At 63.5% G+C, this 12,743-nt stretch carries 15 protein-coding genes; all 15 read right to left on the reverse strand.

Annotated elements, in window-relative coordinates; all coding sequences use genetic code 11:
• The gene (locus ACZY0Y_RS00815; RefSeq protein WP_463956448.1) at positions 1-1,521 is read right to left on the reverse strand and encodes a TadA family conjugal transfer-associated ATPase; all 1,521 of its coding nucleotides are present in this window, start codon (positions 1,519-1,521) and stop codon (positions 1-3) included.
• Positions 1,522-2,712 carry a CpaE/TadZ family protein gene (locus tag ACZY0Y_RS00820; RefSeq protein ID WP_463956449.1) on the reverse strand — a complete coding sequence of 397 codons (1,191 nt, stop codon included), beginning with the start codon at positions 2,710-2,712 and terminating at the stop codon, positions 1,522-1,524.
• Positions 2,709-3,476 carry a Flp pilus assembly protein CpaB gene (gene cpaB / locus ACZY0Y_RS00825; protein WP_463956450.1) on the reverse strand — a complete coding sequence of 256 codons (768 nt, stop codon included), beginning with the start codon at positions 3,474-3,476 and terminating at the stop codon, positions 2,709-2,711. Before cpaB (ACZY0Y_RS00825) ends, ACZY0Y_RS00820 begins: the two co-directional genes overlap by 4 nt.
• A gap of 44 nt (positions 3,477-3,520) precedes the next feature.
• The gene (locus tag ACZY0Y_RS00830; protein WP_463956451.1) at positions 3,521-4,561 is read right to left on the reverse strand and encodes a TadE/TadG family type IV pilus assembly protein; all 1,041 of its coding nucleotides are present in this window, start codon (positions 4,559-4,561) and stop codon (positions 3,521-3,523) included.
• The gene (locus tag ACZY0Y_RS00835) at positions 4,549-4,923 is read right to left on the reverse strand and encodes a TadE/TadG family type IV pilus assembly protein (RefSeq protein ID WP_463956453.1); all 375 of its coding nucleotides are present in this window, start codon (positions 4,921-4,923) and stop codon (positions 4,549-4,551) included. Before ACZY0Y_RS00835 ends, ACZY0Y_RS00830 begins: the two co-directional genes overlap by 13 nt.
• Before the next feature lie 101 nt (positions 4,924-5,024).
• The gene (locus tag ACZY0Y_RS00840) at positions 5,025-5,261 is read right to left on the reverse strand and encodes a Flp family type IVb pilin (RefSeq protein ID WP_463956454.1); all 237 of its coding nucleotides are present in this window, start codon (positions 5,259-5,261) and stop codon (positions 5,025-5,027) included.
• 60 nt (positions 5,262-5,321) lie between these two features.
• A complete protein-coding gene (locus tag ACZY0Y_RS00845) occupies positions 5,322-5,558 on the reverse strand; it encodes a Flp family type IVb pilin (RefSeq protein ID WP_463956455.1) in 237 nt (78 codons plus the stop codon).
• A gap of 271 nt (positions 5,559-5,829) precedes the next feature.
• Positions 5,830-6,045: a Flp family type IVb pilin gene (locus ACZY0Y_RS00850; RefSeq protein ID WP_463956457.1), complete on the reverse strand. Its 216-nt coding sequence runs from the start codon at positions 6,043-6,045 to the stop codon at positions 5,830-5,832.
• Between the two features lie 8 nt (positions 6,046-6,053).
• Positions 6,054-6,929 (reverse strand): type II secretion system F family protein, encoded by an 876-nt coding sequence (locus ACZY0Y_RS00855; protein WP_463956458.1) that lies wholly within the window; start codon positions 6,927-6,929, stop codon positions 6,054-6,056.
• A gap of 9 nt (positions 6,930-6,938) precedes the next feature.
• Entirely contained in the window at positions 6,939-7,892 is a 954-nt protein-coding gene (locus ACZY0Y_RS00860) for a type II secretion system F family protein (protein WP_463956459.1), read from the reverse strand.
• Complete coding sequence (locus tag ACZY0Y_RS00865) at positions 7,892-9,208, reverse strand: TadA family conjugal transfer-associated ATPase (RefSeq protein ID WP_463956512.1); 1,317 nt, start codon at positions 9,206-9,208, stop codon at positions 7,892-7,894. The genes ACZY0Y_RS00860 and ACZY0Y_RS00865 overlap by 1 nt, the downstream gene beginning before the upstream one ends.
• Positions 9,209-9,348: 140 nt before the next feature.
• Positions 9,349-10,551: a CpaE/TadZ family protein gene (locus tag ACZY0Y_RS00870; RefSeq protein WP_463956461.1), complete on the reverse strand. Its 1,203-nt coding sequence runs from the start codon at positions 10,549-10,551 to the stop codon at positions 9,349-9,351.
• Positions 10,548-11,339: a Flp pilus assembly protein CpaB gene (gene cpaB / locus ACZY0Y_RS00875; protein WP_024367151.1), complete on the reverse strand. Its 792-nt coding sequence runs from the start codon at positions 11,337-11,339 to the stop codon at positions 10,548-10,550. The genes ACZY0Y_RS00870 and cpaB (ACZY0Y_RS00875) overlap by 4 nt, the downstream gene beginning before the upstream one ends.
• Positions 11,340-11,360: 21 nt before the next feature.
• Complete coding sequence (locus ACZY0Y_RS00880; protein ID WP_463956463.1) at positions 11,361-12,269, reverse strand: pilus assembly protein TadG-related protein; 909 nt, start codon at positions 12,267-12,269, stop codon at positions 11,361-11,363.
• Between the two features lie 44 nt (positions 12,270-12,313).
• Entirely contained in the window at positions 12,314-12,712 is a 399-nt protein-coding gene (locus ACZY0Y_RS00885) for a TadE family protein (protein WP_463956464.1), read from the reverse strand.
• Positions 12,713-12,743 lie beyond the last annotated feature (31 nt).

The following is a 12,743-nucleotide window of genomic DNA, read 5'->3' on the forward strand; positions in this document are numbered from 1 at the left end:
TCACACCCTTCCGGCCGCGGTCAGCGGGGCGGCAAAGACGCTGGGGGAGACGTAGATGCCCAGATCCTCGAAACGGTCAATGAAACGGGGTCGGATGCCGGTGGGGACCGGTTTGCCGAGGAAGCGGCCGTGGGCGTCGACGCCGGCCGAGTAGTCGAAGACGAACGCGTCCTGCAGCGTGACGATGTCCCCTTCCATGCCCTGGACCTCGGTGACGTGGGTGATCCGGCGGGTGCCGTCGCGGAGGCGGGAAATCTGGACGATCAGGTTGACGGCGGAGGCGATCTGTTCCCGGATCGCCCGCAGCGGCAGGTCCATGCCGGCCATCAGCACGAGGGTTTCGAGGCGTGCGACGGCGTCGCGCGGCGAGTTTGAGTGGACCGTGGAGAGGGAGCCGTCGTGGCCGGTGTTCATGGCCTGGAGCATGTCCAGCGATTCGCCGCCGCGGACCTCCCCCACGACGATCCGGTCCGGGCGCATACGCAGCGAGTTGCGCAGCAGTTCACGGATGGTCACTTCGCCCTTGCCTTCGGTGTTGGGCGGACGGCTTTCGAGCCGGACCACGTGACGCTGCTGGATCTGCAGTTCCACGGCGTCCTCGATAGTGACGATCCGCTCGTCGTCGGGCAGGAAGGAGGAGAGCACATTCAGCAGCGTGGTCTTGCCGGTGCCGGTGCCGCCGGAGACGATGATGTTCAGCTTCGCCTTGACGCAGGCGTTGAGCAGTTCGGCCATTTCCGGGGTCAGGGTGCCGAACTCGATGAGGTTCCGGACCGTCAGCGGCACCTTGCTGAACTTTCTGATAGTCAGCGAGGAGCCGCCCACGGCGAGCGGGGGGATCACGGCGTTGACGCGGGAACCGTCCTCGAGGCGCGCGTCCACGAGCGGTGAGGACTCGTCGATGCGGCGGCCCACCTTGGAGACGATCCGTTCGATCACTTTGCGCAGGTGGTCTTCGGAGCTGAACCGCGATTCGGTCAGGGTCAGCTTGCCGTGCCGCTCGACATAAATCTGGTCCATGCAGTTGACCATGATTTCCGTGACGGCGGGATCGTCCAGGAGCCGCTGCAGGGGGCCGTAGCCGAGCACGTCATCGGCTACGTCCTGGACAAGGCGGGAGCGTTCTTCGACGGAGAGGGGGACCTGCTCGGCGTCGATGATCCGGATCAGCTCCTCCCTCGCGGAGGTGCGCAGTTCGTCCTCCTTGGCCGCCGAGTCGTTGAACCGGCTCCCCATCCGCTCGAACAGTGCGGTCGCGGCGCGTTGTTTGAGCGCCGCGAAGACATCGACCGGCTGCTGGGCCTTGGTCCGGTAGTTTTCCGCCGGTTCGGCGAAAGCCGGCGGAACCGCGGCGGCGGGCTTCCGGAGCTCGACGACGGGTTTCCGGATCTCGACTACGGGGGCCAGCGCCGCCGCCTGCTCGGGCCGGGGGGGCGGCTGCGCCGGTGCTGGGTGCGCGCCGGGTGCTGCGGCCGGGGGCGGCGTGCCCTCGGCGGTGCGGAGCCGTTCGGAAAGCTTCACCTAAACCACCACCCGGCGGTGCAGCTTCTTTTGCGCCGTGGCCCGCCACGCAGGATCGAACCTGGCCACGAGTTGCTTGAGCCCCTTGACGGCGGGGTCCTTGCGGCCGTCCTGCAGGACCGGAATGCCGCGGTTGGTGGAGAACGCCACGGCTTTGGAGCGGGGGATGCTGACATCCACGGGGGCGCCGATGGTGGCCTCCACGTCCTGGACACTGAGGCCGGACTTGGAATCGGCCATGTTCAGGACCACGTGGCGGGTTTCCGGCAGCAGGTCCAGGCGGCGGAGGATTCCGAGGCCGGAACGGAGCCCCCGGATACTCGGAACGTCCATGGCCGTGACCCAGACGACGTCGGTGCACTGCTCCATGGCGGCCAGACCTACCTCGGGCAGGCCCGGAGCGGTGTCCACCACGACGTACTGGAACTGTTCCGCGAGTTGCTCGAGGAGCCGGGAGACCTGTTGCGGGGTGACGTCGTCGGCTTCCTCCGGGCTCCGCGGCGCGCAAAGGGCATAGATGTTGCTGGGATGGACGGTCAGGAACGCCTTAAGCACCAGGGAGTCGTGGCTGGCGGCGGCGGAAACAGCGTCCGTGACGGTATGCTCCGGGTTCAGATACAGGCCGGACGCCACGTCCCCAAACTGCAGGTCCAGATCGACAATAACCACGCCCATCGGGGCGACCCTGCCCAGGCCGATCGCGATGTTGGTGGCGATGGTGGTCTTGCCGACCCCGCCCTTGGGGGAGAAGACACCGATGACGAGGCCTTTGGGGCCCTCGGCCTGTTGGACGGCTGAGGTCCGGCTCCGGCTTGTGTAGGACTGGCAGGCCCGCTCCAGCAGCATCCGGATCTGGGCCGGATCCGCGTCCGGGCTGAGGATGTCCCGGATGCCGGCGCGCATGGCGAGCAGGATGAAGGCGGGGTCCGGCTCGCCGACCAGGACAACGCTGAGTTCCGGCAGCTGCACATCGAAGACGGTGGCGAGCCGCAGGGCGTCCTCGACCGGAATGTCCGGCCCCAGGATGAGCACCTCGGGACGCTCCTGGTTCAGGTTGGCGAACAGCTCTCCGGGGTCCGACGGGTTGACGAACGCAAAGGTCTGCAGCCCGCCCGGGAGTCCGCCGGCCAGGGCCTGGCGGACGCGGGAGTCGAAGTCGGTGTTGGGAGTGATCAGGACAAAGCGGCTCACTTGTAAACCTCGCTCTTCTGCATGATTCCGGGGCCGCTCTCCTTGGCGTCGAGCGGTTCCTTGCTCAACCACAGGGTGGCGAATTCAGAGGCGAAAACAATCTTTGCGGCATTGACGTCGTTGACCGCCACGGTCAGGAGCAACATGCCAGTGGGAAGCGAAGTGTCCTCCCCAGGTCCGGCGGCCGAACCGGTGGCTGAGGGCTGCGGCGTGGGGGCCGCAACCGGGGCACGCTGGACCCCGGTCACCAAGACCTTGTGGATGGACAGCTGGGTGGTTTCCTTGTCCGGCTTGGCTTCAATGCCACCGGCCTTCATGGAGATGAACACACCGACATGGTCACCGGGGACGACCTTGCCTCCGACGACGCGCTGCGGGTCAACCTGGAAGGAGATCTCCTGCAGCCCTTCCGGCACTCTCACGCTGCCGCTGGACTTGAGGGCTTCCGGCGCGACCAGGCGTTCCGCAACGAGTTGCTCGCCGGGCAGGAGTTCGACGGCGGTAACCTTTTCGGCCTGACCGTCCAGGTTCTTCAGCGCTGACTTGGTGACGGCCTTGCCGGGAAGTTCCTCGCTCGCCACGAATGCTGCCAAGGCCGCAACCGAGGTACCGGCAGGCACGGCCTTCTTGACGACGAGGACGGCGACCGGATCCAGTCCCTGCACTGCTCTGGAGTCGGCGCCCTGCGCGTAGCTGACCACAAGGATGGCTCCGATGAGGGCGAGCACAACGGCCGCCAGGCCTGCCAATACACGTGACTTCAAAAACTGCTCCTGAACCGGTTAGAGAACTACTGGGTACAAACGAGTTACTTGGTGAGGCGGACGATGGTCGCTCCGTTGGCGTCGACGGGCCCTAGGGTGAATCCATCTGCCAGGGACACATATTTGATGAAGCTCCCGATGAATCCCCGGCAGTTCCCGTCGCATGCCACGGAAGCCGGGACGTAGGCAGTCGTGTTCTGGAATGAGTTCGGCAACTTGTTGTCACCACTGAAACTCCAGCCCTTGACCTTGAAAGCGGCAAACGTCGTCAGACCGTAGACGGCGCCAGCACCGGTGCCCGTTACCTTGTCGAAGACCGGCAGGAAGACCACCACGTCGCGGCCAGCCGTGATCTCGGCTGCCCAGCTGGTCAGAGTTGCCTGGCAGGACCCGGGGGCGCTGTTGCCGGGGTCGCTGCCGCCTTCGGCGACAGCCAGATCGATCAGCGCTCCGCAGATCCCTGGGTCGCTTGTCAGCCAGCCGAATCCGCCTTCGACGGCAGCTCCCGACGGTCCGTACATGCAGTCCGCATTGGCGTTGCTGCCGTGGTTCTGAAGCAGTTGTAGCGTGCCGTCCACGTGGTTCTTGACCTGGCAAACCGAGAAAGCGACAGGGAATGCCGTGGGTCCAGCGAGGGGACTCCCCCATTGGACAATGGAGGCTGCCGTGACCTCGGTGCTGTTGATCCCTAGGGCACGGGCTAAGAACAGGGACACCTGGTTGGGAGCCTTGCCAGCTTCCTGGGAACCAGCGGTAACGGCGACCGTGCGGGCGGTCTTATCCACGACCAAGGATGCGACGTTACTCAGACCATCTCCTGCATTGCTGCTGGTCAGGCTTCGCGCCAGCGGAGATGTAGCGGAACACTCGACGTCGGTGACGTCCTTGGCGCATTTTTGCGCCACGGCGATCGCAGCGGCGTCGGAACCGTTGCGAAGCTGGGTACGCTCGGCGTAAAGCATGCCTACATCGACTGCGATTGCGGCGAAGCCGAGGAGCACCACCATAAGGATCGCCACGAGGACACTGATGGCTCCGCGCTCGCTGTTCTGAGCCTCTGATGCTGTCCTCACTAGCCACCGCACAGCATGACTCCTTTGCCTTCCATCGCGAACGGTCCGGCGATTCCGGTCATCGTGGTGAGCGTGTAGGTGATGTTGACCGTCGTCTGGACGCCTGCCGTGCAACTGCTCGGAGTGATGGTGATGTTTCCGTCCGTCAGGGTCGGCTGCAGCCCGGTGGCCGCATTCTTGACTGCTGTCCGGGCGGCTGCCGAATTGTTGCCGATGGCCATGACCCGGACCCCTTCACGGGCTGCGCTGGAGAGGGTGATCTGGGCGTTGTAGGCTCGGCCGAACTCCATGATTCCCAGAAGCAGCATCACCAGGACGGGAGCCAGGAGGGCGAACTCCACGGCGACGGCGCCCCGTTCAGAGGTTCTGGACATGGGTAACCGCCTTCCTGGAGCTCTTTTTTCGCCCGCTCCGGAAATAGGCGGGGTTGGGAATGGCCGGAGCCTTCCCCAACCCTGCGGATCGCCTGGTTCTGCTACTTGGAGCAGCTGCCGTCGGTGGGGGTGGAACCCGTGGTAGCCGCCGTGTAGACGCCGCCCTTGATGGCGCACTGGGTCGAGTTGAAGGTCTCCTTCAAACTTCCGCCGAGGAGTGTCACCGCGACGATGATCACAACGGCGATGAGCGAAACCATGATGCCGTATTCGACGGCGGTGGCGCCGCGCTGGTCGCGCCGAAAACGCGTCGCGATGTCGGAGAAAAAGGGACGCATGTGAGCTCCTGAGCGAGTTGGGCGTTGGCCTACGCCAGCGACGGGAAGAAGATGGTCGTGTTACTTCGAGCAGCTGCCGGCTACGGGAGTAGTGCCGGTGGTGGCCGCCGTGTAGACGCCGCCCTTGATGCTGCACTGGGTCGAGTTGAAGGTCTCCTTCAAAGTGCCACCCAGTAGCGTCACGGCCACGATGATTACGACCGCGATGAGGCTGACCATGATGCCGTATTCCACGGCGGTGGCGCCGCGCTGGTCGCGGCGAAGGCGGGTTGCGAGGTTGGAGAAAAAGGAACGCATGGGTGACTCCTGAGCGAGTTGGGCGGCTGGCCCTGCACCAGCACTGAAAGGAACTTAGCAAGCCGCGACACGCCCACGATTCGACCTTGACGCATCCTGTGCCAAGGCTTGCCAAACTGCACGTTCCCTGCGCGGAATCTGCGCCGGGCTTGCGCCTCAGCGCAGACACAGGAGGACCCCCTTGGCTCTGGGGTCCAAGGGGGTCCGGTTTCTGGGGCGCAGTTGCGCCGGTGCGGGAGCGCTCAACCCGCATTGTCAGGAGGCGAGTTGGCTAGGGGAGGCCCAGCGCGGCCCTGACCCCGTCGCTGAGCCCGTTGAAGTAGACGTTCAGCGCGGTGCCGAAGGCGCCCACCCCGGCAACGATGACGATGGCGATGAACCCGACGAGGATGCTGTACTCGGTGGCTGTGGCCCCTACCTCGTCAGATGCGAACCTGGCGTGGACGTCGTCGAACAGGCGTCCGACTCGTGCTGCGATGCTGGACATGCGGACTCCTAGGAGAATGCAGCGATGATGTTCATAACAGCGGGACCCAACAGGATGATGAAGAGCGTGGGGAAAATGAAGAAGATCAAGGGGAACAGAATCTTGACCGGGATCTTCATGGCGTGTTCCTCGGCACGTTGCCGCCGCTTGGTGCGCATCTCTTGCGCCTGGCTTTTAAGGACCTTGGCGATGGCGATGCCGTAGGCGTCCGCCTGGACAATCGAGCGGATGAAGCTTCGCAGGTCCGCAACATCAACGCGATCAGCCATCGCCAGGTAGGCTTCCTTCCGCGAGCGTCCTACCTGGATATCCTGCAGGGTTCGGACGAACTCATCGGCCAGTGGGCCCGTGCCGTTCTTGCCGGTCCGGCCCATCGCTGCTTCGAAACCCAGACCGGCCTGAACCGAGATGAGCATCTGGTCCAAAGCATTGGGCAGTTCCTGCTGAATGGCGGCCCGCCGCTTCTGTCCATGGCTCCTGATGAGCAAATCCGGGGCAAAATAGCCGAAGGCAAGCGCGCCGACCAAGACGGCAAGCTTCACCGGAGACGGACCGGCAACGAAATTGAGGATGCCGACCACCCCTGCGCCCAAGGAAAGCAAGGGCTTCGTGACCAGCAATCGCTCCAGCGGCCATTTCTTGGGCCGTCCGGCTGCAGCCAACTGTTTGTCCAGCCACGCTTCGTAGCTGCCAGGCGTCAGGCGCAGGATGAGACCCGTGTACTGCTGGGACAGCGACGTTACTCCCTCGGACGCTTTGGCGGTCAGACCGAGGTTCACCTGGACATTCCGGGCGCCAGCGTGGTCGGCGCTGAAGGCCAGCCAGACCAGGAGACTGGCGGGAATGACGATTGCGAGCATGGCGCCGAGCGCTATGGGTGACATGGCGGCCTCCTAGTACTTTGCCTTGACAAGCCGGCTCAACCAGAAACCGCCGGCGGTGAGCATCAACGCGGACACTCCCAACATCAAGTACCCGGGAACCGTGCTGGTAAACGTCTTGGCATATTGCGGATTGATGAGGATCAGGGCAAAGAAGAGCACGATTGGCAGGCCCATCAACACAGCGGCGGACATGCGACCTTCGGCACTGAGAGCCTGGACTTGACGCTTAATTTGGTTGCGGTCGCGGATCGTTTCGCCCACGTGGTCCAGGACCTCGGCAAGATCTCCGCCCACTTCACGGTGGATTTCGATGGCCTGGGTGATCCAGCCGAAGTCCTCGCTGCCAGTTCTCTGTGCGACGTCGTTCATCGATTCAGCGAGTTCGCGGCCGATCCGCGTCTCATTCACGATCCGGCTCAACTCTTCGGACATCGGCGCGTCGCTCTCCTTGGCCGAAGCATCGATCGCCCGAAGAAGGCTGTGGCCCGCACGCATGCTCCCGGTGAGCATCTGCAGGGTATCCGGCAGCTGTTCGTCAAACTTGGCCCGCCGACGGGAAATCAGCACGTGCAGGTACGCGAGCATTCCGGCAGGGACCGCCACCAACAATAAGACGGCGGGGAACGGGCCGCCCATGAAGTATCCGGCAACGGCGCCAACGACGGCGCCCGCGCCCATCATGAGCAAGAAATCGGCAGGTTGGCTCTTGAGCCCGGCACTTTCAAGCCTGTTGCGATCGACCAGGGCGCCGTTGCGCTTACCGATCCGTTTGTTGATCACGCCGACTGCAGCGTCGGTCAGTTTGGTGAGGCCCGACGTCGTGTTGACCGCGTCCGGCCGGCGCCGTGATACCGGGATGACGCTTCCGGACTTGAAAACGACGCCGAACACGAGGATGACTGCCGCGTAGACCAGCAGGACACCAACGAAGAAGAGACCCGCTGGTGCCTCGGTGGCGCCCATTACTTGCCCCTCACTGGATGAGCGCCGAAGACGGACGGCGAGATCTGAATCCCGAGTTCGATGAACCGGTCCGTGAACCGTGGACGGACACCGGTCGGGACGGGCTTGCCAAGGAAGCGGCCGTGAGCGTCGAGCCCGGCCGAGTAGTCGAAGACGAAAGCATCTTGAAGCGTGACGATGTCGCCTTCCATGCCTTGGACCTCGGTGATATGCGTGACACGGCGGGTTCCGTCGCGGAGCCGGGAGATGTGGACGATCAGGTTCACCGCTGAGGCGATCTGCTCGCGGATAGCCCGGAGCGGCAGATCCAGCCCGGCCATCAGGACCAGGGTTTCCAGCCGCGCCACGGCATCCCGGGGGGAGTTGGCGTGGACTGTTGAGATTGAACCGTCATGCCCGGTGTTCATGGCCTGCAGCATGTCGAGTGACTCGCCGCCCCGGACCTCACCGACGACGATCCTGTCCGGCCTCATGCGCAGGGAATTGCGGACCAGCTCGCGGATCGAAACTTCACCCTGGCCTTCGATGTTTGCCGGCCGGCTCTCCAACCTGACCACGTGGTCCTGTTGCAGCTGGAGTTCCACCGCATCTTCGATGGTGACGATTCGGTCCGTGGCTGGGATAAAGGATGAGAGCACATTCAGCATGGTCGTTTTGCCCGTACCGGTGCCGCCCGAAACAATGATGTTCATCCGGGCCAGCACGCAGGCTTCGAGAAGCTCCGCCATGTCAGGGGAGAGACTTCCAAACTGGATGAGCTTCTCAACCGTCAAGGCCTCTCGTCCGAATTTCCGGATCGTGAGGGACGCTCCATTGACCGCCAAGGGCGGAATGATGGCATTGACACGCGAGCCATCAGCCAAACGTGCATCCACCAAGGGCGAGGACTCGTCGATCCGCCGGCCCACTCTGGAAACGATGCGCTCGATGACTCGGCGAAGGGCGTCCTCGCCGCTGAATTTTGCGTCTGTCCGGAACAGCTGGCCGTTACGTTCCACATAGATCTGGTCCGCGCGGTTCACCATGATTTCCGTCACCGTGGGGTCTTCCAGGAATCGCTCCAGTGGACCGTGTCCTAAGACGTCGTCGATGATCTCTTTCGTGAGCCTCTGGCGCTCGCCCGCAGAAAGAGGCACCTGTTCCTCGTCAACGACGTTTTTCAACTCGTCTTTGACGTATTTGTGTAGCTCTGCGTCATCGAGGGAGGAATCAGTAAGCCGCGAACCGAGGCGCTCATACAGGGCTTGGCTCGCCCGCTCCTTGAGTCCGGCCAGGGCTTCGCTGGCAATGCCGGCCGTCGGACTATGCTCAATCACGGACGCTGTGGTCTGTTCCGCGACGTGGGCTTCATGGATGAATCCCAGGGTTGCCGGCGTCGCGAAAGGGGCCGTGGGAACCACCGCATTGGGCAACTCGTCGGGCTCCGAGTGGAGTTTTGCGAACCTATTGGAGAGTGTCACTGTACTACCGCCCTTCGGTGAAGCTTCTTATGCGGACGGGCTTCCCAGTTGGGTTTGAACCGGTCGACGAGTTGGCGAAGGCCTTTGAGCGCCGCATCCCGGCTGCCGTCCTGCAGCAGGGGAATCCCTTTGTTGGTTGAGAACGGAAGTGTCCTGGAACGAGGCAGGACGATGTCGACGGGAGCGCCGATCGTGGCCTCAATATCCTGGAGCGTGAGTCCGGACTTCTTGTCGGCCATGTTCAGGACGATGTGCCGATTGTCTGGCAGCAGCTCGAGTTCGGACAAGATCTGGAACCCGGTGCGGATCCCCCGGATGCTGGGAATATCCATTCCACAGACCCAGACAGCATCGGTGGCCTGTTCGAGCACAGCGAGAACGTGCTCGCCCAGGCCCGGGGCCGTGTCCACCACAACGTACTGGAATTCGGACTTAAGCTGTGTCAGCAGATGGGAAATATGCTCGCCGGTGATCCTGTCCATTTCGATCGGGTTCTTCGGGGCGCAGAGCGCATAGATGTTCGCCGGGTGCATCGTGAGGTAGGTCTTGAGAACCATCGCGTCCTGGGTCGCGGCGCCCGCAACGGCGTCGGTGATCGTGAACTCAGGTTGCAGCAGGAGCCCGCTGGCAACGTCCCCGAACTGGAGGTCGAGGTCAACAATGACAACGCTCATCGGCGCGGCCTGGCCCAAACCGACGGCCAGATTCGTGGCGAGGGTGGTCTTGCCGACCCCGCCCTTGGGGGACATCACCGCAATGATGCGGCCACCATCGGCCATCGGGCCTTCCCCTGCAGTGGGGCCCAGCCCCCGTCTGCGACCAGCAGCGGCCAACCCGGCCCGCTCAACCGCCGCGCGGATAGTGTCGGTGTCCGCGTCCGGCGACACGAGATCCCGGACGCCGGAACGCATCGACTGCAGAGTAGTGGCGGGGTCTTCCTCAGCGACAAGCAAGATGCTGATCTCGGGAAATTGAAGATCAACGATGCTGGCGAACTTGAGCGCATCGACGATCGGCAGTTCCGGGCCCAGGATCAGGACCTCAGGCGGCTCCCCGCTCAGCTGACTCAAGACTTCGTCGGGCCCGGAGGGAAGATATGATGCCTGGAAATAGTGCAGCGTCCCCCGCATGGGGGCGGTCGCTATCCGCACCCGGCGCTCGTACTCGGCATTCGGAGTGATCAGAATGAAGCGGCTCATCGGAACAACCTCGTCTTATCCAGGACACCGGTGGAGTTTTCAATGGCGTCTGCCGGCTCACGGGAGAGATAGATCTTTCCGAATTCCGCGGCGTAAACCAGCTTTTCGGCATCGGCCGCGTTTCGGGCAAAGGTGATCAGGTACGTATCGCCGGAATTCTGTTTCTGGTTATCGGCGGTGAGGGCTCCCTGGCTGGAGTTCTGCTGAGCCTGCGCCTCCGTTTGCGCGGCAGCACCGGAACTGAACTGGACACCTGTGACCAGAACCTTGTGGAAGACCAGCTGCGTGGCGTTGCCCGCAGCGGGTTGCCCGCTTGTGGTTGCTGACGAGTCGCCGGTGGCCGAGATGAAGATGCCCACGGTATCCCCGGCCTCCACCCGCCCGCCGACAACGCGGTCGATGCCGAGCCGGAAGGTGATCTCCTGGAGACCCGCAGGGACCTTTACCCGTGCCGGGCCCAGATAGGCGTTGGCTTCAACAAGCCGGCTGTTGAGCAGCTGCTCGCCGGGGACCAGGGCCACAGAAGTGACCTTGTTACCCAAGGACGCGAGATCCGCCACCCGGTCCGCGGCAACTGCGCCGACCGGGACTGACTTGGTGACGACGTAGTCACCGAGCTTGTCCGCGGGTGTTCCTGCAGCCACATCCTGTTTGACGACCAGGACATCCGTGGTTTCGGTGTTTGCCAGGGCCCGTTTGTCGGCGCCCTGGACGTAATTGAAAAGAATGATGGTTCCTATGACGGCCACAACGAGTGCGGCGATGCCCCCCAGCAGGCGAGTTTTCAATTTTTTCCCCTTAGAACTGCGTTACTTAATGAGTTTCGGAGGCAGGTCGACCCCGCCGCCGGTGTAGCCGCCGCCCCCGTACTTCGTGGGGTCGGCCACCCATGAGACGAACCGGCCGCGGATGCCGCGGTCTGATCCGCTAAGACCGGTCAGGTCACCTCCAGTCATGCCTGGAAAGCTGTAGCCGACCAGCAAGAATGCTGCATAACCCTTGATGTAGTACTTGGCGTTGGCTCCTGTCCCGGACGCCGTGGAAAAGACCGGAAACATCACCACGGTGTTGAGATAGCCCTCGATGAGCGGCTTGCATTCGGATGGCATGCTGAGGCCGGTTTTCGTCATGGCATACGGATCCGTGATGCCGGCCGTGGCCGGATCATCGGCGAAGACGGTCGTGGCACAGTCGCCTGGATTGGTCAGCAGCCACTCAAAGCCGCCCGGGATAGCGGCACCCGAAGGGCTGTCGCTGGCGCAGGTTTCGCTGCCATGCGTGAGGATCGTGTGAAGTGACCCGTCGACGTCAAACTGGCAGGGGGCGAATGTAAGCGGAAGGGCAGCCGGGCCAGAGCCGGGCGATCCCCACGTGGCGGTGGCCTGCGCTCCGACCGTTACAGGACCAGAGTTCAGTGCGTTCGCAAACATCTTCGACAGGAAACTGGATCCGCCGTTCTTGGTGGACGTCGTTACCGTCACCTGACCGGCAACGCTGAGATCCACGCTGGCAGCGCTTGCGTTGTCGTTGGAATTGGCATTGGCCAGGGGGACGGCGAGAGAGGACCTGCAGGGGCCGGTCTCGCAACTACGTGCGACCGCAAGCGCCCCAGCGTCTGCACCGTTCTGCAGCTGGGCACGTTCGGCATAGATCTGTCCAACATCGACCGCTATTGCTCCGACTCCGATGAGGGCCATCATCATGAGGCCGACGATCACTCCCGCGGCCCCGCGTTGAGAGTCTTGGGGATTCGCGCGTCCGATTAGCCGCCGCATTGCATGGCTCCTTTGCCGGTGAGGATCAACGAGGACCCGAAGAAACCAGTGAGTGACGTGCCCGTGTACTTGACGGTCACCACCGACGTCGGAGTTGGGGTCGTGGCCGGGCAGGCCGCCGCCGAATAGTCGAACGTCAGCAGCCCGGTATTGATGGACGGGGCACCGGCTTTGCCCGCGGCGGTGGCCTTCACGGTGTCTTTGGTGATGGCCATGGTCCTGGCGGCTTCGCGGGACGCCTGTGTCACGGAAACCTGGACGTTGTAGGCGTTGGAAAACTCGACAACGCCGATGATGAGGGTGACGAGCAACGGAGCGACGAGCGCGAATTCGACGGCAACCGCACCGCGCTCCCGGCTGTTGGCTGTTTTTGTGCTGCGTTTCAACGGGTCCCCCTGGACGGTTGCGGCGGGATGT

The organism is Pseudarthrobacter kochi (assembly GCF_055412805.1).